At 41.7% G+C, this 24,003-nt stretch carries 13 protein-coding genes; 11 read left to right on the top strand and 2 right to left on the bottom strand.

What is annotated here, in order from left to right; translation table 11 throughout:
- Positions 1-90 precede the first annotated feature (90 nt).
- Both VK664_RS10070 and VK664_RS10065 read right to left on the bottom strand, forming a co-directional pair.
- Positions 91-4,170: a non-ribosomal peptide synthetase gene (locus VK664_RS10070; RefSeq protein ID WP_461398523.1), complete on the bottom strand. Its 4,080-nt coding sequence runs from the start codon at positions 4,168-4,170 to the stop codon at positions 91-93.
- Positions 4,171-4,180: 10 nt separating this feature from the next.
- Positions 4,181-9,424: an amino acid adenylation domain-containing protein gene (locus VK664_RS10065; RefSeq protein ID WP_461398522.1), complete on the bottom strand. Its 5,244-nt coding sequence runs from the start codon at positions 9,422-9,424 to the stop codon at positions 4,181-4,183.
- A 779-nt stretch (positions 9,425-10,203) separates the two neighbouring features.
- On the opposite strand from VK664_RS10065, the gene VK664_RS10060 reads away from it, so the two are divergent.
- The 11 genes from VK664_RS10060 to VK664_RS10010 are packed head-to-tail and all read left to right on the top strand — an operon-like array spanning position 10,204 to position 24,003.
- The gene (locus VK664_RS10060; protein WP_461398521.1) at positions 10,204-11,490 is read left to right on the top strand and encodes a nucleotide sugar dehydrogenase; all 1,287 of its coding nucleotides are present in this window, start codon (positions 10,204-10,206) and stop codon (positions 11,488-11,490) included.
- A 25-nt stretch (positions 11,491-11,515) separates the two neighbouring features.
- On the top strand, positions 11,516-12,514 hold the full coding sequence (locus tag VK664_RS10055) for an SDR family oxidoreductase (protein WP_461398520.1): 999 nt from the start codon (positions 11,516-11,518) through the stop codon (positions 12,512-12,514).
- Between the two features lie 48 nt (positions 12,515-12,562).
- Complete coding sequence (locus tag VK664_RS10050) at positions 12,563-13,342, top strand: polysaccharide biosynthesis/export family protein (protein WP_461398519.1); 780 nt, start codon at positions 12,563-12,565, stop codon at positions 13,340-13,342.
- A gap of 11 nt (positions 13,343-13,353) precedes the next feature.
- Positions 13,354-15,702 carry a polysaccharide biosynthesis tyrosine autokinase gene (locus tag VK664_RS10045; protein WP_461398518.1) on the top strand — a complete coding sequence of 783 codons (2,349 nt, stop codon included), beginning with the start codon at positions 13,354-13,356 and terminating at the stop codon, positions 15,700-15,702.
- 37 nt (positions 15,703-15,739) lie between these two features.
- The gene (locus VK664_RS10040) at positions 15,740-17,545 is read left to right on the top strand and encodes an ABC transporter ATP-binding protein (RefSeq protein ID WP_461398517.1); all 1,806 of its coding nucleotides are present in this window, start codon (positions 15,740-15,742) and stop codon (positions 17,543-17,545) included.
- A gap of 52 nt (positions 17,546-17,597) precedes the next feature.
- Positions 17,598-18,446, top strand: coding sequence for a glycosyltransferase family 2 protein (locus tag VK664_RS10035; RefSeq protein WP_461398516.1), 849 nt, complete (start codon positions 17,598-17,600; stop codon positions 18,444-18,446).
- Positions 18,447-18,470: 24 nt separating this feature from the next.
- Positions 18,471-19,349 carry a glycosyltransferase gene (locus VK664_RS10030; RefSeq protein WP_461398515.1) on the top strand — a complete coding sequence of 293 codons (879 nt, stop codon included), beginning with the start codon at positions 18,471-18,473 and terminating at the stop codon, positions 19,347-19,349.
- Positions 19,350-19,359: 10 nt separating this feature from the next.
- On the top strand, positions 19,360-20,505 hold the full coding sequence (locus VK664_RS10025; RefSeq protein WP_461398514.1) for a glycosyltransferase: 1,146 nt from the start codon (positions 19,360-19,362) through the stop codon (positions 20,503-20,505).
- Entirely contained in the window at positions 20,502-21,587 is a 1,086-nt protein-coding gene (locus VK664_RS10020; protein WP_461398513.1) for a glycosyltransferase, read from the top strand. Before VK664_RS10025 ends, VK664_RS10020 begins: the two co-directional genes overlap by 4 nt.
- 23 nt (positions 21,588-21,610) lie before the next feature.
- A complete protein-coding gene (locus tag VK664_RS10015) occupies positions 21,611-22,735 on the top strand; it encodes a glycosyltransferase (RefSeq protein WP_461398512.1) in 1,125 nt (374 codons plus the stop codon).
- Between the two features lie 5 nt (positions 22,736-22,740).
- Complete coding sequence (locus tag VK664_RS10010) at positions 22,741-24,003, top strand: hypothetical protein (protein WP_461398511.1); 1,263 nt, start codon at positions 22,741-22,743, stop codon at positions 24,001-24,003.

Raw genomic sequence — 24,003 nt, 5'->3', positions numbered from 1 at the left:
TTTTGATAAAGCTTCTTTAATTTTTTTACATGCTTCTCTGAACTTTTTTTAAACGCTTCTCTTTTGCTGATAAAATTTCTATTTGATATATTATACAGCTTCCATCATGCGCTTGCGATAAAATAGCGGAATTTCCTGGGTTTCTTTTTGCGCAGCTTTATCAAGGCATAACTGAAGTTTTCTTGCCAGTTCGTTAACATTTGGTGGCAGGAAAATTTTGTTATGTTCACCTGGAATCTCATGTACCCGTACCCCGCCTTTTGCATAAGGTTTCCAGCCCAGGAATAAATGATCATCGTGGTAATATGTTCTCTCGGTGGCACGGAAAAGTTCAACGATACCATCATATTCATGCAGCAGGTATTTTGACTTCGCCTTCAGATTTGTTTCTTCAATTTTATACTTGTAGTAGAAGAGATCTTTTTCTTTTCCTTCAACCCAACCTTTGATTCTTCTATATGGTTTATGCAGCTTTGTTTTAAGCTCCTCCTGTTCATAACGGATCTTAGCAATGGGATTTTTGAAAAAAGACCGGATATCATAAGCACCACGCATAAGAGCTATCCGGGTGCGGTGAAACCTGGCAACTGTTCTTGAATGTTTTGCATTGGCAGCATCTGCATAAGTATCAAAAATAATCAGCGCTTTTACTTCTTTATTCATTGCCTTGAGCTGCCTGGCCATTTCAAATGCCACAAGCCCACCGAAAGAATAACCCGCAAGTGCATAAGGGCCATCCGGGTTATTTACAAGAATTTCACTAATATAGTTTGATGCAAGTTCCTCTATAGTTTCAACGATCGGTGCATTGCCGTCCAACCCTCTTGCCTGTAATCCATAGATTGGCTGATCAGGATGAAGATGCTCAATAGTGCGGTTAAAAATAGGAACGGTACCGCGGGCACCATGCACCATATAGAGTGGCATCTTGCCGTCACCTTTTTTCATTGATACCAGGCTTTCGAATTGTTTTGCGGGCTGCCTGCTTTCCAACCTGGAGGCAAGAGATGCAATCGTGGGACAATCAAACAGAACTGAGACCGGCAGTTGAATTCCTGTTTCCTTTTCAAGCATTGACATCATTCTGATCGCGATCAGTGAATGGCCTCCAAGCTCAAAAAAATCATCATTTCGTCCTGGATTATTGATCCCGAGAATTTTTGACCAGATGACGATCAATGTTGCTTCAAAACGGCTCACCTGCACATGATTTTTTGCAAACATTTCTTTTGCTCCCGATGGCTTTGGTAAACACTTGCGGTCTATCTTGCCATTAGGCGTCAATGGTAACTCATCAATTATCACAAAATCATTCGGGCACATGTAAGGCGGCAGAAAATCTTTGATAGCCTGTTTCCATTGGCCAATTAACCGGTTCACATCTTCCTTTACCGGTTTTGTGAGAACAACATATGCTACCAGTTTTTTATTTCCGGGTTGGTCTTCCCTCGAAATGACTACTGATTTTGTAACGGCGGCATGCCGGGATAAACAATATTCAATCTCGCCGGGTTCAATGCGGTAACCCCTTATCTTGATTTGCTGATCGATCCGGCCAAGACATTGAATGTCTCCACCCGGAAGAAATTTTCCCAGGTCTCCGGTACGATACATTATCGCCCCTTGACTATCAGAAAACAAATCCGGCAAAAAACGCTGCGAAGTTAATTCGGGTTGATTATGATAACCGGCACCAACACCGTCACCGGCGATATACATTTCACCAGTTTCGTTTTCTGCAACCGGTGTACCATCGGCATTCAGGATATAAAACCTCGTATTTGCTATGGGTTTGCCAATTGTAATGAGAATATCACTCGCCTGGATCAACTTAGCGGAACTCCAGATGGTTGTTTCTGTAGGTCCGTAAAGATTATATAATGATTTAGATCTTGATAACAATTCCCTGGAAAGATCGAGGGGCAAAGGTTCACCACCACTGCAAATTGTAGGTATTATTTCGGTTTTTTGCCAACCTGCCTCAAGAAGCATCTGCCAGGTTGCAGGAGTAGCCTGCATAATGGTTGGCTTTGCCATCCTGATCTTTTCTAATAAGGCAAATCCATCTCTCACTACCTCTGAACCAATAATATCCACTGACGCACCTGAAATTAATGGCAGATAAAATTCCATCCCCGATATATCAAAACAAACAGTTGTAATAGCAAGCATCCGGTCAGAACTTTTTATACCCAGGATCTGGCGGAAACTGAATAGCATATTAACAAGGTTGTAATGCATGATCCTCACACCCTTTGGTTTACCAGTTGAACCTGATGTATATAAAATATAAGCTAAATCATTTTCGGTTATGCCTTTGGGTGAGTAAGATGATGAAAGTTCATCCATGTTTTTTAATAGGTCCTCAATCAACAATTCAGTCAATGTCAAGTTATTGCTACCCGCATATTTCTGAGATGTCAGGAGGAATTTGGCGGACGAATCCTCTAACATATATCTGATCCTGTCCTTTGGATATTCCGGATCAACCGGGACATAAGCAGCACCGGTTTTCATGATCGCAAGCATTGCAATGAGCACAAGCGGAGATCGTTCCACCATCAATCCGATAACATCGCCACTTGTTGTCCCTGCAGCATTTAGTTGAGCAGCAAACTGGTCTGACATCACTTGTACCTGCTGATAAGAATATACTGACCCGTTGAAGGAGATGGCAGTCGCCCCAGGTGTACTGGCAGCCTGTTTATTAACAAGGTCCACTAATGTAGCCTTCCGTGGATATTCACTTGCGGACTGATTACCCGGGTATTCAAACCGGGTGTTTAAATTGAACCGGGCAGCAAGGTCTCCAATCCTCAGTAGGGGATTAGCTACAATTGAACGAAGTATTGTTTCATATCTGCTCATGAATTTCCTTATCGTTGGAGCAGTGAAAAGGCTGTTGTTATAAGACCATTGAAGTATCAAACCATCTTCAGAACTAATGATATTCACAAAGATCTCAAACGTTTCAAACGAGCGGGGATTGTTTATTACCTTATGCTTTAAGCCATGAAAAGAAACACCATTGTTAGTACTCCTGTCGAAGTTGAAAACTACCGGCACCAACGGTACCCGCGAAGTATCCCGTGTGATCGGAAGTTTCTTGAGCAGGCTGCCAAATGTAAATTGCTGATGATCGTAGGCGTTTAAGATTGCTTTCTGCCTGGATTTCAGATAGTCAGAGAAATTCAATTCATCCGAAGGAAAACTGCGGAGAGGAAGAAGATTAGCGCAATGACCTAACAGATTTTCATTGCCGGTAACGGATTGACCGGCAGCGGGCAGGCCGACTGTAATATCATTCTGACCAGTGATCTGGTGTAACATCAATTCAAAACCTGCAAGCATGGTCATTACCAGGCTGCAACCCGACTTAGCGCCAAGCTTTTTTACTGCTTCAACCAGCGGGTTATCGAGTAAAAAATCATCACGATGGCTTTTAAAGTTCCGGTGCAGTGGACGGTCAAAATCCAATGGCAGATTCAATGTAGGTGGCAAGGAAACAAACTGATCTACCCAGTACTTTTCAGTAGCTTTATATTCAGCAGTAAGGGAATGATTGAGCTGTCCGACAGCATATGATGAAAAAGTTGGCGCTGGAGACATCACCGGTATTTCATTTCTCACATATGCACTGTATAGATTTCCAAGGTCTTGTATTATTACACCCATCGACCAGCCATCGCAAACTATATGATGTGCAGTAAGGTGTAATTGATGAATCTGTTCACTTAATTTTAAAAGTGCGGGTCTTAACAATGGACCTTTACTTAAATCGAAAGCCGTATTACCATCACGATTTGCATAGGCCGACAAATAAGCCTGTTGCTGTTCTTCATTTAAGTTAGAAATGTCTTCATATACAAGATTAATCGGATAGTCCCGGTAAACAAACATATTTTGTCCATCAGTACTGAAACTGGCACGCAATGATTCATGTCTGGAAACAAGTTGCTTCAGGGCTGTAGCCATCGAAAAACGACAGCAGATGCCAACCATGTTAATTATCACAGATTCATTATAGGAGCGGCTGGCATCATCCCCATTCATGATACACGAAATCCAGATCTCTTTTTGGGGTTCGGTGGTTGGAACAGTATAGAGTATTTCCGGTCCGGTAAAAGGATTGTGGTTGACAGGAACGGATTCGTAAATAATATTTTCCATTAGAGATGCTTTAATTTTTTTGGATTTGGAGGTATCCACCAGGTTGCGCCGGATTTGATATAAACCAGGCAGGGTTTCCAATATCATCTTTGCCAAGTTTTGCACCTGGCACTGGGGGCTCATTATCAATACGATAGCTGTCTGAATCTTTGTTTGAGGAAGCTTCGCTTCGCAGTGCAGCACTTTGATGCTTTGCTATTTTTGCAGAAGATTCGCCGGGTTGTGGCAGCGTTTGGTTTGCCTGTAACAGAGCGACCTGCTGTGCCAGTATCTGGAGTTGCTGCAGTATCTGGTTAAGTAAAGGCTGATCATTTGCCAGCTGATCAGGACTTTGCGGCAAGAGCCGCTGTTGTATGAACTTTTGCTGTTGTATGAACTGTGTTTGCGGTTGTGCATGACTGGTAACCTGATTGTACTCCTGTATTTCCTGTGCAGACGTTTCAGCATCCGGCGAAATCTTGTCGATATAGTAGTTTGCCAGCTTTTCTATTGTGTTACACTCTTCGTTTAACTGACGGAAAGAAACCGGTACAGCAAATCGTTTTTTTAATGTTAAAGCGACCTGTGTCAATAACAATGAATCGAGTCCTGCCTCCATAAAACCGGTACTTGCAGGAGTATCAACCATATCAAAACCTGTAGCTTCCTCAAGAATCTTCCTGATTGCTATAATTAATGAAGATTTTCTCGTCGTTCCGGATTGGCCATCGTAAGTTCCTGAAGATGCAGGTCGATTCTGAACCGGGGAAAGAAGTTCATTGTTGTTCCTGCGAATATGCATCCCTGTTATAGCCTGTGCCGTCGCATTTTCAACCCAATACTTCTTTTTGTCAAATGCATAAGAAGGCAGATCCACACGGCGGGAATTGGTTTTATTTGTGAGCTTTGAAAAATCAACAGAGATTCCATTTGCCCAAAGCTGTCCCACCGCTTGTAGAATCTCTGCATAGGCATGATGTACACCGGCTTCCTGGTGCTGGCTTGCAATTGCTAAAACCTGTCTGTCGCCGGCCTGTTGTTTTACAAGCGTTGTGGTTACATTGCGCGGTCCGATCTCGAGGAAAGCGGTAGGAGTGCCGGATAACAATTCCTCAACGGCATCGGCAAAACGAACAGTAGCCATCAGGTGGTTCGACCAATATGCCGGATCAATCGCTTCTGAATCTGATAATAACTTACCGGTAACCGTCGAGAAGATTGGAATTGTTGGTTTGTTAATGGTCAATGAACCAACAAGCTTTTCAAATGGGAGCTTTACCGGTTGCATCATATGAGAGTGAAAAGCATGACTGGTAACCAGTTTTTTATTGCCTATACCGGCTTCATTAAGTTTAAGAGAAAAGAAGTCAATATCTTCAGTTGGTCCAGCAACAACTGTCATCTTCCGGCTATTTACGGCAGCAACAGATAACCCAGCCGGAATCAGGGTCATCACCTGTTCAAAACCGGCGAGAACAGATATCATAGATCCCTGTGGCAATTCAGCCATTAACCGGCCCCGGGCTTCAATTAACCTGATTGCATCGCCCAGACTGAAAATACCCGATAAATGAGCCGCCACAAATTCGCCAATACTATGACCAATAAATGCAGATGGTTTAATGCCCCAGTTCATCCAAAGTTTTGCAAGCGCGTATTCAAATATGAACATGGCTGGCTGCGTGTACCTGGTGTTGTTTATGTGGTGAACCTTTTTGATAGTGGTATCATCAAATAAAATTGTCCGTATATCTTCAGACATGAACTCATATAGCAGATATGCACATTCATCCACAGCTTCCCGGAATATCGGTTCATGCTGATAGAGCTCCTTACCCATATTCACAAATTGTGAACCCTGGCCCGGAAACACAAAAGCAACGCTGTCAAAAGCATTTCTATTTAAAACTTGCTCTCCTGGAAATGCTGGTGATCGCAGTTTATCGATCGCGGTTTTACTGTCGTTCGCTACCACGAATCTTCGCTGATTAAATGGTTGACGTGTTGATCTGAGGCTGAAAGCTACGTCCTGTAAGGAAATATCTTTTTTGCGATCAAGAAAATCATTAAGTTTATCAGCATATCCGATTATACTTTCCACTGACTTCGCAGAAAACTGCAGCAGTTGGGCTGGTTTCGGATCTGACGAATGAATCACCCCAGCATCCGCAGACTCAATTAAAATATGAACGTTCGTACCGCCTACGCCAAACGAACTGACCCCGGCGACCCTTTTATCGGTTGTCCATAACCGTAAGTCACTATTGACGTAAAATGGACTATTCTTAAAATCAATCTGTGGATTTGAACTGTTGAAATTTATGGAAGCGGGTATCTGCTTATGATACAGGGCCAGCACTGTTTTGATAAAACCCGCCACGCCGGCCGCTGCTGTCAGATGTCCCATGTTGCTTTTAACTGAACCGATGGCGCAATACTGCTTAACAGTCTGCTCGCCAAACGCCATTTTCAGCCCTTCGATTTCGATCGGATCCCCAATGGGAGTAGCAGTGCCATGTGCTTCTATATAGCCAATTTCTGCTGCATCTATTCCGGCTTCGTCAATGGCCTGTCTTATTGCGGCAGCCTGCCCGGCAGCACTAGGTGCAGTAAAGCTGCTTTTAGCGGCTCCGTCATTATTTACACCGATACCTTTAATAATACCATAGATCGTATCACCGTCTGTGACTGCTTCATTCAGCTTTTTTAACAGAACCACACCTGCACCATCACTGAAGACTGTGCCTCCGGCCATTGCATCAAAGGGCCTGCAATGACCGTCGCTGCTAAGCATTGCTCCTTCTTCGTAAAGATGACCACTTTTTAATGGAACGGTAACTGCAACGCCTCCGGCAATTGCCAGATCACATCTTCCTGACCTGATATTCTCAACTGCCTGGCTGATCGCAAGTAACGATGTGGAACAACCGGTATTAAGACTGATAGCCGGCCCTTTCAGATTTAATTGAAAAGCTGTGCGGGTAGCAATATAATCTTTCTCATTAGCCGTCATTACCTGGAATGCACCAACCTGGTCTATGAGACCGGTGTTTGACTGAACGTTATTAAAATAATAGGTGTTATTGCCCGAACCTGCAAAGACACCTATGCTTCCTTTAAAATGAGCAGGCAGATAGCCGGTTTGTTCCAGTAGCTCCCAGGATATTTCAAGAAACAATCTTTGTTGTGGATCCATAAGGGAAGCTACATTTGGATTGATACCGAAGAAAGAAGCATCAAACATGTCTGCATCGTTCAATACACCCCTGGCTTTTACATAAGCAGGATTATTTCTCAGTTCAACCGGAACCGATTGATCTAGTTCTTCCATGGAAAAAAAACTTGTCGTTTCATTTCCATCTACAAGGTTCTGCCAAAAGGCCTCAACGTTGCCTGCACCGGGAAAACGGCCGGCAAGGCCGATTACAGCAATATCATATGTTGCCGGACCCTGTTTAATATTTTTTTCCTGATTTAGGGTTTCACCATGATCCAGGAAATATGCAAGATCTTTTATAGTGGGGCGGGAGTATAGTTTGGTTACAGGCAATTCCAGGCCATATTTTTCTCTTAATTCAACAATCGTTTTAACTGCCAGCAACGAATTACCACCCAGTTCAAAAAAATTGTCCAGGGTACCTGTCCGATCCATCTCTAACAGGAAGGCCCAAACGCCGGCAATCTTTTTTTCTGTGTCGGTGGCAGGGGCAATGTATATAGTATCAAGATCCGGCCTTTTTATTTCAAGATCAGGCAGTGCTTTTTTGTCAATCTTACCGCTGGTTGTTTTCGGAAACTGCTCCACCTGCATAATTGCTGAAGGCACCATATATTGTGGCAGACTGCTTTCAAGATAGGCACGCACTGCATTCAAATTAATTTCTGCTTTACCAGGTTTAAGATAGGCAAGTAGTCTTTTTTGACCAGACTTGTTTTCACGGGCAATTACTACTGCCTGTTCAACATCAGGATATTTGTTAAGGATAACTTCTATCTCGCCGGGCTCAACGCGATGCCCCCGGATCTTTACCTGGTCATCGCTTCTTCCAAGAAATTCAATGTTACCGTCAGGAAGGTAACGGGCAAGATCACCCGACAGATACACCCGCATTTTACCCGAGCGTGGATGCTGCCAGTCAATAAACTTTCCGGCAGTTAATGCAGGCTGATTCAAATATCCTTCTGCCAGGCATATACCCCCGATAATCAGTTCACCGGTCTCACCGTCTTCAAGTAATTGTTTGTGTTCATCAATGATAAAAATCTGCGTATTGCTAACGGGGCTTCCGATTCCAGGTAAAGCGGGCCAGTGGATAGGATCACCTTCAAGCACAAGTTGGGTTACAACATGTGCTTCAGTTGGTCCGTATTGATTGAATAGTTTGCATTCGGGTATTCCTGAAAATAATTTTATCAGCTGAGGGGTGATTTTTAACTGCTCACCAGCAGTAATTACTTCCTGGAGACAGCCGGGAAAATAATTATTTGTTCCGGCAGTCTCGGCAAGCTGCTGAAGTGCGACAAACGGAAGAAATACCCTGTTGATGGCTTCATCCTTTATTAGCGCCAATAAACGAAAAGGATCCAGTCTTATATCATCCCCGGCAAGTACAAGGGTGCCACCGGTTGTAAGAGTTGAAAATATTTCCTGGAAAGAAACATCAAAGCTCAGTGGTGCAAATTGTAAAGTATTTGTTCCGGGGCCGGCTTTTGACTCCTTTGCCTGCCAATCGAGTAGGTTCACAAGAGCGGCATGTCCCATACTTACCCCTTTTGGTTTTCCCGTTGAACCGGAAGTATAAAGAATATACGCAAGGGTCGGTATTCCGGAACCGATAGAATTTCGGGCACTATATTCAGCAACATTTTCTTCATTGCCGGATGAAATCATTTTGAGGCCTGTGTTTTTTAAAACATCATGGTCTTTTCCGGAAGCCAGGCAACTTTTAACAGCAGACTCCTTTATTATTTGAGAAACCCGGTCAGGGGGATAAGTCGGATCGAGTGGGAGATAGGCCCGGCCGGATCTTAAAATTCCCAGCACGCCCACTATCATTTCTATAGAACGTGTAGTACTTATTCCGATTATTTCTTCGTCAGGACAATTATTATTTAATAACCAGGCTATCCGGCCTGCTTTTTGATCAAGCTGCTGATAAGTGACTTGCTGAGGACCAAAGCGGATTGCAATTCCTGTGGAGTTCGTGGTGATCTGGGTGTTTACCAGCTGGTGCACCAAAACTGGCGAACTGGCCTGGAGGATTCCTGGGGTCATGACGGATTATTAAAGAGTTAAGCTAGCCCTGATTAAACTGAGTTGATATTACATTTTGTGCGAAAACTCCTGGTTTAGCTTCTGTAAACTGAAACTGAATTGGGAAGACAATTAATAATCCGGGAAACTGGAAATGTAATAGCCAGATCAGTAAATCAGAGGACTTAGACAGACCAAAATACCTCTAAATATTTATAAGTGCAATACCGTAGAACTACCTCATATATATTTTAATCTCTTTTATAAATTTACAATCGATTATCCCGGTTAATGACAGTACCCTTAAGCATTGATTAATACCCTTAAGCACTGATTATGAACACGACCTGGTAGTAGTTCACCAACATCGCCATATAAATGTTTTTTGGCTTTTATTTCATTATTTAAGAAATATTATTACTTTTGAGCCTGATTTTAATTAATCTACACTATCCTCCCCATCCTCTGGAAAATCCTGAAACCACACAACTACATTAAGAAATGATTCGGTCACACCAACATCCTGTGTAATTACAGCTTACCTGACATCCTTTCGAATACCTCCTGGCTTTCATTGCTTATTGTATGTTCCTGATAGTAGATACTGATATATCCAATATACTTAGTGCAGGCTTATGTTTTGTGCCCGGTAACGAATAAGCACTCAACGTATAATCCATTTATAATTATTCTTAGTGACTGATAAGATTTGAAAGTTGAAAATTTGTGAACTGGTCGGGAACAAGAAATGATTAAATAAAGTACCAAACAAAATTTAAAATAAACGGGACAAGCACCTTATGGAACAAAAAGTTATCGGCGTCATTGGCCTTGGATATGTCGGATTGCCCCTGGCAATAGAATTTTCGAAGAAGTATCCGGTAATAGGATTTGATATCAATCAGAAAAGAGTCGCCGCTTTGCTTTCGGGCAATGATTATACTCTCGAAGTCAGCAACGAAGATCTTATATCTGTTCTGCGTTCTTCTTCCGAAAAAGGAAACGGTATCTTAATTACCAGCGATATTGAAGAGCTTAAATCTGCAAATATTTACATTGTCACTGTACCTACCCCCGTAGATAAATACAATCGTCCCGATCTCACACCATTATATAAGGCCAGCGATACAGTTGGTAAGGTGCTGAAAAAAGGCGATATTGTTATCTATGAGTCAACCGTTTATCCGGGTGTAACAGAGGATGAGTGCGTTCCCGTGCTCGAAAAAGTTTCAGGAATGGTTTTCAATACAGATTTCTTTGTAGGTTACTCTCCTGAAAGAATCAATCCGGGCGATAAGGAACACACAGTTACCAAAATCAAAAAAGTCACCTCCGGTTCAACCCCTGAATCAGCAAAGGAAATAAATGAGCTTTACGGTAGCATAATTGTTGCCGGAACTCACCTGGCTCCGTCTATTAGAGTGGCAGAAGCTGCAAAGGTTATCGAAAATGCTCAGCGCGATATCAACATTGCCTTCATAAATGAGCTTGCCAAGATCTTCAATCATCTTGACATTGATACCTCTGAAGTGTTGGCGGCGGCAGGTACAAAATGGAATTTTCTGAATTTCAAACCCGGACTGGTTGGCGGTCACTGTATCGGCGTTGATCCTTACTATCTTGCCCAAAAAGCAATGGAAGTAGGATATCACCCTGAAATAATCCTGGCCGGACGCAGGCTTAATGACGGCATGGGTGCGTATATAGCAGAGAATGTTGTGAAACTGATGATCCGTAAAGGCATAGCAGTAGCAAACAGCAAAGCCCTTGTACTAGGGATAGCATTCAAGGAGAATTGTCCGGATGTAAGAAACACCAAAGTCATTGACATTATTGACCAGTTGAAAAAATACCAGGTTAATATTGACGTATACGATCCCTGGGCAGACGCAACAGAAGTGAAACACGAATATGACATCAATATGCTCGGATCATTACCGGTTGATAAGGTTTATGATACTGTGATACTTGCGGTGGCGCACAAAGAATTCAATTACCCGATGGTTAAAAAACTTTGTGGTGAATCTTGTGTGTTGTTTGACGTAAAGGGATTACTTGACAAAAATCTGACTGACGCAAGATTGTAACCTATACATATTGTAATATATAATTATGTACGAACAGAAATTTCATTCAGGCGACATTTCAAACAATACTTTCCTGGTAACAGGAGGGGCAGGTTTCATCGGTTCGAATATCGTTGAATACCTGTTAAAGAATAAAGCGGGAAAGGTTCGTGTGCTTGACAATTTCAGTACCGGAACGCATGAAAATATCCGGCCTTTTCTTGAAAACGCTTCCTTCGAACTGATTGAAGGTGACATCCGCGAACTGGAAATCTGTCGTAAAGCCCTTGAAGGTATCGATTATCTGTCTCACCAGGCTGCACTCGGTTCTGTACCGCGATCAATTAATGACCCTATTACGAGCAATGAGGTCAACGTAAGCGGCTTTTTGAATATGCTGGTTGCTGCCAGGGATGCGAAAGTGAAAAAGATGGTATATGCTGCCAGCAGCAGTACTTATGGCGATCATCCTGGTTTGCCGAAGTTCGAGGATAAGATTGGTAACCCGCTTTCGCCTTATGCGGTTACAAAATTCGTTAATGAATTGTACGCAAATGTTTTTTCAAGCACTTACGACTTTCATGCAGTTGGACTAAGGTACTTCAATGTGTTCGGTCCAAGACAAAATCCGAAAGGACCCTATGCAGCGGTAATTCCCTTATTCATCGAATCTGCACTGAAGAGTGAAGCTCCATATATTAACGGTGATGGCGAAACGAGCCGTGATTTTACATTTGTTGAAAACGCAGTACAAGCCAATATTAAAGGATTACTGGTCGAAGGAATCGACAAACATGAAGTTATGAATATTGCGTTTGGCGAAAGAACAACTCTAAACGAACTGTGGAATGAGATTAAGATTCTGGCTGGCATAAGTCTGGTGCCGGTCTACCGGGAAAACAGAAAAGGGGACGTCAAACATAGCCTTGCGAATATAGACAAAGCCGGCGAATTGATAGGCTATCAGCCGGGAGTATCCGTAAAAAAGGGTTTAGGCCTTGCATTTGATTGGTATCGTCAAAATTTGATGGTGATTAGTAGATAAAAAAAAATAATATTATTTTTGGCTAACCCTTAAAAACAAAAACTGTATATGAAGATTCGTTTCATTCCGGGTTTAACCCGAATTTCAATGATCATCCTGGTAGTAGCGGCATGTCTCACCTCCTGCACTACTGCTAAAAAACTACGCTATTTCCAGGATTTGCCGGAGAGTGACATTGTGGATCTTCCACCTGCTCCACAGGAAGAAAGGGCCATTGAATATGGTGATCAGCTCGATATTTCATTTAGTGGAAAGGATCCGGAAGCAGCTTTGTTTTTCACAAGGAAAGGTGTTCAACCAACTTTAGGTGAACCCGGTCAGATAGTAGATCCACAGGGCTTCATCGAGTTTCCTATGCTTGGCAAACTAAAGGTTTATGGTTTAACTGCGCGTCAGTTGAAAAATAAACTTACAGAGCTGGCCTCTCCATATATGAAGGAAGCTATGGTAGATGTAAGGTTTATCACATTCCGAATTTCAGTGTTGGGAGAAGTAAGAAGCCCCGGTACATTCACTCTCCCGCAACAAAGAACTTCAATACTTGATGGACTTGCTGCTGCAGGAGACCTTCCGATAACCGCAAAACGCTACGATATCCAGTTATACAGACAGGCAGCAGGAAAAAGGAGTATTACAAAGATCGATCTGAGGAAAAAAGATGTTCTCCTTGATAAAGAAACATTTCAACTGCAACATGGAGATGTACTTATTGTTCCTCCACGTTCAAATACAGTCATACAACAGGAAACGGTTCTGTTCAGTACATTACTCGGACTTACTTTAAGTGTAGTTAGCCTTGTGTTGATAATACAAGGAAATAACGATTAAAAACAAAAATCATGGAGCAGTCATTTATTGACGAAAAGGAATCCGGTGGCGGATTTGATATCAAAACATATTTTTCCAAACTAGGGAAAAACTTTTATTGGTTCATCATTGCCTTGTTGGTTTTTGGTGTTGGAGCTGTATTATATCTGCGATATACACAGCCCTTATATAAATTATCAACTTATGTGCTGATTAAGAAACCAACTGAGGCTAAGAACCTGATTGGGGGAACACCGTTTGGTGCATCTGGTTCTGAAAGCAGCTCCTCGGGTCTGGATATAAGTAGTGAAATATTTAAGCTGAAATCAGGTACCACACTTGGAGAGGCAGTAGATTCGCTGAACCTGCAGGTTTCACTTACATCAAATGAAACAGTAAAACATCAGCCGGTTAGCCTTGATTCAGTTCCTTTTACAGTGAAGGCAAAAATGGCAGATTCCAATGCCGACGGCCCTTTGTACACAGTTACCTTCAATGAAGAAGCATATAAAGTAACTACCGAAACTTCAGGTATCACCGGTAGATATGGCGTACCACTCAAGGTGGGCACTGATACGATTACAATCGCCAAAAAAAGTGGTTTCAAGGCTGGCCTGGAATACGATCTCCAGCTTGTTGGCAGGGACAATATTATTGCAAAATACATGGGGAGAATTGAAGTGGGGCCTGTACCACAGGGTGGGCCAGATATGTTGCAGGTATCAGTAACAGATGAATTTACTTCAAGAGCAGAAAAACTCATCAAAGTTCTTGTTTACCGTTATGACCTTGCAAACCTTGATTACAAAAACAAGGCGCTTCGTGTTGAAATGACTTTTCTGCAAAAACAGCTTGATGAAGTAACCGCCGAATTGAACCAGCAGGAGAGCATAGTCAGTAATTTCAAAACAAGCAACCAGGTAAACGATGTTTCCCAATCAGCAACGGAATTGCTCGGTGATATGAAGGTTATAGATAAACAAAAGAGCGAGAATGACCTTAAGCTGAAGATGCTGAACATGATGGAGAACAATGTGAAAATTGGTGCGAGTAAAGACGAAATCATCAGCACAACCGGCATCATGGATCCCGTATTAACAGATCTCATTGCTAAATATAATGGGACTGTAAATCAGAAAAACGATATCCTCGAAAAAGGAACAGCACTTGATCCAAGGCTTGAGTCTATCAACCAGACTTTGTCAGACTATCGTTCCAACATATTAAAAGGTAGCAGCAATCTTCGCCAGGAACTTAAAGCGAATGAAACGTTTCTTTCCAGCCAGGAACGTTCAACATCATCGAGATTCAGCACACTTCCAGGTAAGGAGAAAAGTTATGTGCAGGTTAATCGCGTACTCAACCTGAAACAGGCCGTGTATATGTTCCTGATGGAAAGAAAATCAGAAAAGGAAATTGAACTTGCATCGGCAGAAATTGCAGAATCAAGGATCATCGATTCCCGTATGAATAAGAAAACCCGTGAACCGAATCCACTATTGATCTATCAGATTGCACTGGGCTGCGGGATATTGATACCTGCTGTTGTGATCCTGATTATCACCTTGCTTAATAAAAAAATTGAAACCCGTAAAGAAATTGAAGCGGCAACAAAAATTAATGTTGCAGGCGAAATTGACTATTCCCGTGGTGAATCCGAAATGGTAATGCTGGCGGAATCGGTTTCAGCTTCGGCAGAACAATTCCGGACGCTGAGGACTAATATATCTTACCTCAGCCAGGATAAGGTTGCCAAAGTGTTATTGGTTACTTCATCTATCAGCCAGGAAGGAAAAAGTTTTGTGAGTCTGAACCTTGCCAATAGTTATGCCATCAGGAACAAAAAAGTAGTTCTCCTTGAATTCGATTTACGTAGCCCGGGATTGTCAGAAAAGTTGAATATTGCTGAAACAACCGGCCTGGCTAATTATTTAGCGCGTGAAGTTGAGATAGAAGATATTGTTCATCCAACTTCGGAGTTTCCAAATCTATCCTTTGTTAGCTCAGGTTTCCCCTTGCCATCAAACCCTGGAGAAATTATACTGGGAGGCAGGATGACAGAGCTTTTCGACTACCTGAAAGCTCATTTTGACGTGATCGTGATTGATACGCCACCGGTTGGATTAGTTTCTGACGCACTTACACTTGGAAAATGGGCAGATATGTCTTTTTTTGTTGTGCGGCACAAATATTCACTCCGTAGCTCCATCAAGCTCGTGAACAAACTAAATGAAGAAAAAAGATTGCCATCCTTGTCAATTATAATTAACGGAATCAAAGGAAAAGCATTTAGCAGCGGTGGCAAATATGGAGGATATGGATATGGCCATGCTTATGGCAAAAAGCAAGGTAAAAGAAAAAGGCTTGGAGCAGGCGTTTAAACGCATGAGCTAAAGAATTATAGTTTTCACGTAAAACATGATGATGGATCTGACTTATAAAAATTCGTTTTGGGGTTATTTTAAATTTTACTATCGCATTGTTGGCGCCAGGTTCTTTTTGTATTTGTTGCTGAGTATTGTGATCAGTATTATGGACGGATTAGGTCTGGCAATGTTTATCCCTTTGCTACAATCTGTTTCTGAGTCAGGCGCATCAAATTCATCAAATAATGGTTCCCTCGGGAAATTGCATGGTTTTATAAACATGATGGAAGGTATGGGACTTACCATGAACCTTACTACAGTATTGATGATCCTGATTTCTTTATTTGTACTGAAAGGAATCTTTAAATACATCCAGCTGAATTTCTATGCATCTATCAGGCAATTTTTCATAAAGAAAGTAAGGTATAAACTGGTTGATGATCTGCAAAATCTATCCTATGGTGCTTTTATTAAACACGATGCCGGAAAAATTCAGAATATTCTTACCGGGGAAGTAACCAGGTTGTTTAACACGATGACCCTATACTTCAATTCTGCCCAGATGTTTGTGATGCTTTCCACTTATATTGGTCTGGCCTTCCTGGCAAACTATCAATTCGCTTTACTTGTGGGTGTGGGCGCAGCATTGTCAAATTCTATCTACCGGAAAATCTTCAGTATAACAAAAAAGGCTTCCGCAGAACTTTCAGAAAAAGGCAGCGATTTTAACGGGTTTCTCGTTCAGTCTATTCATTATTTCAAATACCTTAAATCAACAAATACTTTTTCGAAATATTCCGGCAAACTTTTAAGAGTAATTGACGAGACCGAGGGCCTGAACAAAAAGATGGGTAACATGAAAGCGATAGCTGTAAGTGTAAAAGAGCCCATCATTATCACCATTGTTGCTTTAGTGATCCTGGTGCAGGTAAGCTGGATGGGCACCAATCTGACTACGATTCTTGCGAGTCTTTTGTTCTTTTACCGGGCTCTCACTTTCCTGGTTTCATTACAGAATGAGTGGCACGGCTTTGTTGAGAATAGTGGTGGTATGGAAGCTGTAAGTACGCTGAGCAATCAATTTACAAAATCCCGGGAAGCTACAGGGATCATCGAATTTACAAAACTTGAAAAAGAAGTTTTATTCAGGAATGTTGAATTTCGTTATGACTCCAAAAAGGCGCTGGATGATATAACAGTAAGTATTCCTGCAAAACAAACCATTGCATTTATTGGTGAAAGCGGATCCGGCAAAACCACGCTTGCCAATATGGTTGCAGGTTTATACAGACCGCAACTCGGTGATATCTTAATTGACAACGTCCCATTAAAAGAGTATGATCTTGCAACTTACCGTAACAAGATTGGTTATATATCGCAGGAGTCTGTAATTTTTAATGACGATATATTTAACAATATCACATTCTGGGCAGATCGCACTCCGGAGAATCTTAAGCGCTTCCTGGAGATTGTTAGAATGGCTTCGTTAAGTGATTTTGTAAATTCTCTTCCTGATAAAGAAAAGACAAAGTTGGGAGATAATGGCATGCTGATTTCCGGCGGGCAGAAACAACGTATTTCTATAGCGAGGGAGCTTTATAAAAACTCCGAGATATTAATTTTCGATGAGGCAACTTCCGCCCTTGATTCAGAAACCGAAAGAATTATCCAGGAGAACATTGAAAAACTTCATGGCAGCTATACAATGATAGTTATTGCTCACCGTTTGTCAACGATCAAAAATGCTGATCTTATATATTTATTAGATGACGGTAAAATATCTGCTTCAGGCACCTTTGATGAAATGATTTCGAAGTCGACCAGGTTCAAAAAAATGGTGATGTTACAGGCTGTGTAAACAGCTGTTGACTTGCATAACCCAAATCATTCTTATAAAAAAGTATTAGGTAATGATCTCGATAATAACTCCAACTTATAACCGGGAACAGCTAGTCCAGACAACCATCAAAAGCATCCAGGCTCAGACCTTTACTGACTGGGAGCTAATTATTGTAGATGATGGTTCTACCGACAATACCGAAAACGCTATCCGGCCATTTCTGCAGGATTCACGGATCAGCTATGTTAAAAAAGCAAATTCAGGACAGGCGGCAAGCCTTAATGTGGGCGTAAGTAATGCCAAAGGAGAATTTATTACCTTCCTTGATAGTGATGACGAAGCCTATCCTGAATGGTTGGCCACTGTAATCCAGGAAATGAAGGATGATACCGGCATTGCCTGTTCATGTGCGATCAGGAAGTTTATGGATGGATCAATCATCGAAGAGGACCTGGGCGAGTTTCACCTGTTTGGTGAAAAAATGATGCTTAAATTTACCTGCGGTTCACTTTTTATCCGCAAAGAACTTTTTAATGCTATTGGCGGCTACGATGCAGATCTGCGGGCTAATATCCAGACCGATCTCGGCTATCGCCTGATTGACCAGATCCGCAAAACAAATTATAAAATTGTAACAATACGCAAATACCTCATTCAAATAAATATACATGCCGGTGAACGAATACGTACAAACTGGCAAAGAAAAAGTGATGGTGGTGCTCAATTCCTGAAAAAACATTTTGCTTTTTTGAAAAAACACGATCCGAAAGAGATTTCAAATATCTGCGCAACGATCGCATTTTCGAATTACAAGATGAATGATCGAAAAAAATCCGTCGAATATCTGATGAAAGCCATCAAACATAACCCGACAAGGATCCTGAATTATTTCCGGATCTTCAAGTACGGGCTTATGTAATCATTCACTTTTCAACACCCTTTAATGAATAATACTGTTTGTGCCGTCATGGTCACTTATAACAGGCTGGAAATTCTAAAATCCACGCTTGCACATGTTCTGGACCAGGAATATCCACCTACAAATATCATTATAGTAGATAATTACAGTACCGATGGTACCAAAGAATATCTTCAGACTTTACTGATCGACCAGCGCATTAAAACAATTCACCTGGACAACAACATGGGTGCTGGTTATGCTATCTCACAAGGAATGAAACTTGGGCTGAAGTTAAGAGACTTTGATTATTTCTGGGTACTCGACGATGATTCGTATTATAAAAGTAACGTCTTAAAAGACCTGGTTACAAATATCAGCAAATCTGATTTTGCATTGGTCGGACTAAGTGGCTCCAACATCCGGTTTGGAACGAAAAGAAAAGTTAATACCACCCAGCCATTAACTGAAGTTGATTATGCGCTGGTGGATGGAGCTATCATCCGCGGTGATGTGGTCAGGAAGATCGGTACTACCTGTGAGCGGTTTTTCATGATGTGTGATGACGATGAATACATTATCAGGCTAAAAAAACATGGCTATAAAATCGGCTTGTTAAACCTCGGCCCTGTGAACAGGTTGCATCTTGGTGGCCAGGGTTCTTTTACCAAAGCCACCCTTTGGCGGGGATATTATTCATCCCGTAACCAGATGCTTATTTTGAAGGAATATTTCTCGCTGAAGCGTTTACTGGAATATACTTACCTGCAATCAAAATTATTAATCGGCGCTGCTGTTTTTGCACCGGATCGCTTCCAACGTGTCCGGTTAAGAATAACCGGCATCTGGCATGGATTGAGAGGAGTTGAAGGAAAAACCCTTGACCCCAAGTCACTGACATTCGATAGCAAACGTTCCAATTAAGCGCTGTTTTATGATGTATACTGAAGGGAAGAAAAAAATCCTGTTTGTTATAGATACCCTCCAGTTGGGAGGAGCTGAACAGAGCCTGTTGGCCAATAGCAGTCGATTTGTAAATACGGAATCAGTGATTTGCCATCTTTACCCGGGCGAAGCATTAAAGCCACGTTTTGCTGAATATGGAAAGAAAGTGTATTCTCTCAATATTAAGCAGAAATACGGTTTTGTCAGGGCTTACCAGGAACTAAAGAAAATTGTCTGCGAGGAAAAGCCGGATCTGATTGTCGCCTATTTAACCAGGTCTGAGATAGTAGCAAGACTTGTGGCCAGGTTCAATCATGTACCGGTGTTAGGTACTTTTGTAAATGATCTTTACACTCCATCATACAATCAGCATTTAAGCTGGAAAGCAAGGAAGCTTGTTAATGTTTTCAAATCAATTAACCGCTATACCAGTAAGTATTGTGTTGGCTTTGTGGCTAATTCGAAGGCCATAAAAGAAGCAAATGCCATTCACCTGGCAATTGCTCCTGAAAAGATTGAAGTTATTAACCGGGGGCGCGACAGTTTTAAAATAAAACGCAGACCCGGAGGAAATCTTCCATTCAATCGCACCATAAATTTTGTAAATGTCAGCCGGTTGTTCACTGTAAAGGGGCATCGCTACCTAATACTGGGCTTTCGGAAATTTGTGGATCTGCATCCTGATGCAACCCTCACAATTATTGGAGACGGACCACTTAAAGGGGAGTTGAACAACTTGATCACAACCGAAAAACTGGAAGGAAAAGTAACATTACTGGGAGCCAGGAAAGATGTTCCGGATATCCTGGCGGATTATGATTGTTTTGTATTTCCATCCATCATGGAAGGATTTAGCGGAGCGCTCGTAGAAGCCTTGTTTGCGGAACTGCCTGTGCTTGCAACTAATATACCACAGAACCAGGAGATTATAACTCATCTGCAGACTGGCTATGAATTCGGAACGGAATCGCCGGATGAAATATTCAAGGCTATGAGCTGGTATAAGAACAATATGGAAAAAGCACATGAATATGCGGCAAACGGTTATGCATATGCGAAAACGAGCTTTGAACTGAGTGATATTGTGAACCAGTTCGAAAATTACCTGCATCATAAAATCGCCGCACAACAGTGAAAATTCTTCAACTTGTTCAGAAACCGCAATTGAGAGGGGCAGAGATGTTTGCTTCCCAGCTGGCTTCGCATTTAAATAAAGCGGGGCATGACGCAATACTTGTATTTGTGTTTCCTGGTGAGGCACCTTTACCCTTCACCGGAAAAAAATTCTATTTAGGTGGCAGGAGTTCCAGGCGTTTATTTGACAGGACCGCCTGGAAAAAACTGGCAGAAATCATTGACAAAGAAAAACCGGATCTGATACAGGCGAATGCCGGCGACACGCTTAAATATGCAGTTTCCTCAAAGTTATTTTACCGATGGAAACAACCGATAGTTTTCAGGAATGCCAGCACTATTAGTCTTTATATAAAATCGCAGACAGCGAAATTATTCAACGGTTTTTTTTTCCGCTATGCTGACCTGGTAGCTTCGGTAAGTAAAACTTCAGCAAAAGATTTCTCAGCAATCTTTCCAAACTTCCCGAACCCTATTGTCAACATACCAATAGGCATTGAAGAACCCGAACTTGGAGCCATTCAAAAAACAGCCAGGCTTCCCGGGGCACCGTTTCGCATCATTCATGTCGGAGGATTTAGTTTTGAAAAAAACCACAAGGGTCTGATCAGCATTTTTGAAAAAATACTGAAGGCTGGTCATCCCGCCACCCTCGAGTTAGTCGGAAACGGTATACTGAAAGATGAAATTGAAATACTGGTAAATCAAAAAGGTCTGAACGATAAAGTGATCTTTCATGGCTTCCGGAAAGATGCCATGCAAATGATCAAACAAGCCGATTTGCTTGTTTTACCAAGCATAATAGAAGGTTTGCCGGGGGTTATACTGGAAGCATTCTATTGTAAGACACCGGTAGTAGCTTATAATGTAGGCGGCATAGGTGAAATCCTGATTAACAATGAGACCGGTTACCTGGTGCAAAAAGATGACGAAGCAGGATTTGTGGCAGCGGTATTAAAAGCAGTGAATCAGCCTGCTGATGCGATTAATGAGAATGCATACCGATTGGTTAAATCAGAATACCTCAATTCTGCCATAACTGAAAAATTCGTAGATGCATACCACAGCCTGATCAAAAAATAACAAATTAAGTAGGAAGTCTAAAAATGGAAAGTAACGAACCGATACATATACTGCATATTATTAAGTCGCTTGGAAGGGGTGGGGCAGAAACACTTTTACCCGAAACGCTGGCTAAACATGATCAGTCGAAATACCGGTTTCATTATATTTATTTCATCCCCTGGAAAGACCAGATGGTAGGAGCCATCCAAAACGCAGGAGGAGTGGTCACTTGTTATTCCGCCAAAAATAACCTCGCTATCATGGCGAAAATCCCGGCTATAATATCATATGTGCGGAAAAACAGGATCAGGCTGATTCATTGTCACCTTCCCTGGGCGGGTATAACCGGCAGGATTGTTGGGAGACTAGCCGGTGTTCCCGTGGTTTATACAGAACATAATTTATGGGAGAGGTATCATAAACTCACCTATCATCTAAATAAAATAACCTACTCCAGCCAGGAGCGGGTGATTGCGGTTTCGACGGAAGTAGCCAATTCAATAAAAAGCCACCACAAAAAAAGCAGACCAATAGTGCAGGTTGTTTTAAATGGTATCAACACGACAAAATTTTCTGATTCTTACCAGGGAGGTTCTGACATACGAAAGCAGTTTAATATCCCCCGGGAATCTGTATTAATAGGTATAACCTGTGTGTTCCGGGCTCAGAAAAGATTAACTACCTGGCTGGAAATCGCTCACCGGATTCATAGAAATTTTCCGGATGTCCGGTTCATCATCATTGGTGATGGTGTATTGAAGGAGGAAATTTTTGCAAAGGCGGCGGAATTGCAGACAGCAGAATATGTGCATTTTGCAGGTTTGCAAACGGAAATAAGACCTTATCTGAAAGCATTGGATATATTTATGATGAGTTCAGAATTTGAAGGATTACCCATAGCTTTATTAGAGGCCATGAGTATGGAAGTAATGCCTGCCTGTACAGAGGCAGGAGGAATCAGCGAGTTGGTAAAGGATGGGTTAAACGGTGTCCTTGTGCCGGTTGCTGATCCGATGATGCTTGCAGAAAAGCTCGAACCATTTATCCGTAACCGGGCAATGATCCGTGAAATGGGAGAAAATGCAAGAAAAACTGTTATCAGCAATTTTAGCATGGAAAAGATGGTGGGCGAGCTTGAAACAATATATAGTGAAACACTAAAATAATTTAAGTGATAGGAGCCATTATATTAATCATTGTGTTGTTTGGAATAACTATCCCAATCCTCGATTCATTAAGGCGGGGCAAACCATGGTTTGATACCAACCTCATGAAGGGCCTTTACTGGTACCATATTTTATTTGCCGGTATTTACTATGTCATGGTCATGAATTCCAGGTCTGATTCGGTTGGCTATTACTTAAGGTCATTGTATGAGCACTGGGACTGGCTCTCGATTTATACCACGGGTACCCGTTTTATTGACTTCGTAGGATATCCATTTATCAAACATCTGGGATTTAGCTACGAGATGATGATGGTTTTGTTTACATACCTGGGGTATTGGGGCTTTGTTTATTTTTATATATTCTTCAAGGAAAACATTGTATATCCGCACAGGTTCCTGGCCAATACATCACTTGGCGGCAGTAAAAAGGGCATTGATATGATCACCCTGTTTATTTTCCTGCCAAACATGCATTACTGGACATCCTCATTGGGTAAAGGTTCCATTATATTCTGGGGACTGGCGATGACCATGTATGGTCTGAGCAAAATAAATAAACGGAAAATAGCCCTGATACTGGGACTTGTCATCGTTTATCATGTTCGGCCACATGTGTTTTTATTTATGACAGTGGGCATTATTGTGGGCATGTTTACAGGGAGACAAAAAATTCCGGGTTACCAGAAAGCCATTGTCTTTTTTGGAGTTGCCATCACCCTTGCGCTCATGTATAATACTATTATGAATTTTGTTGGTCTTGATACAGAAAACCTTGTTGAAAGTTTTGACAAGTTTTCGACAACAAGATCCGGTGAGCTTGCAAAGTCAAATTCAGGAGTTGATATTTCAAACTATCCGCTTGTTCTGAAACTTTTTACATTCTGGTTCAGACCACTTTTCTTTGATGCACCGGGAATTGCGGGGTTGATAGTTTCATTTGAGAACGTTATTTACATTCTCCTGGCAGCTAATCTTTTTCAACCAGGCTTTTTCAAATTTATACGAGTAAGTTCGGCACTTGTTAAAACCTGTGCGGTGGCGTTCCTGGCCACTTCTTTTGCCTTGTCTGCAACGCTTTCAAATATGGGAATCATAATCCGACAGAAAAGCATGGTGATGTATTTTTTTCTTTTTATCATCATCGCGTTTCTTGACTATAAACAAAGCGTAGTGATGGCCAGGCGAAAAAAATATATAAATGACCAGAAAATGCTGGATGAAGCTGAATCTGAAAAACAATACCAGGCCGGTATAAACGGTTTATAA

Origin of the sequence: Flavitalea sp. (assembly GCF_035489435.1) — a bacterium.
Classification (GTDB): domain Bacteria; phylum Bacteroidota; class Bacteroidia; order Chitinophagales; family Chitinophagaceae; genus DATHKG01.
The sequence above is the reverse complement of the archived record's forward strand: the minus strand, read 5'-3'. Positions and strand labels throughout refer to the sequence as shown.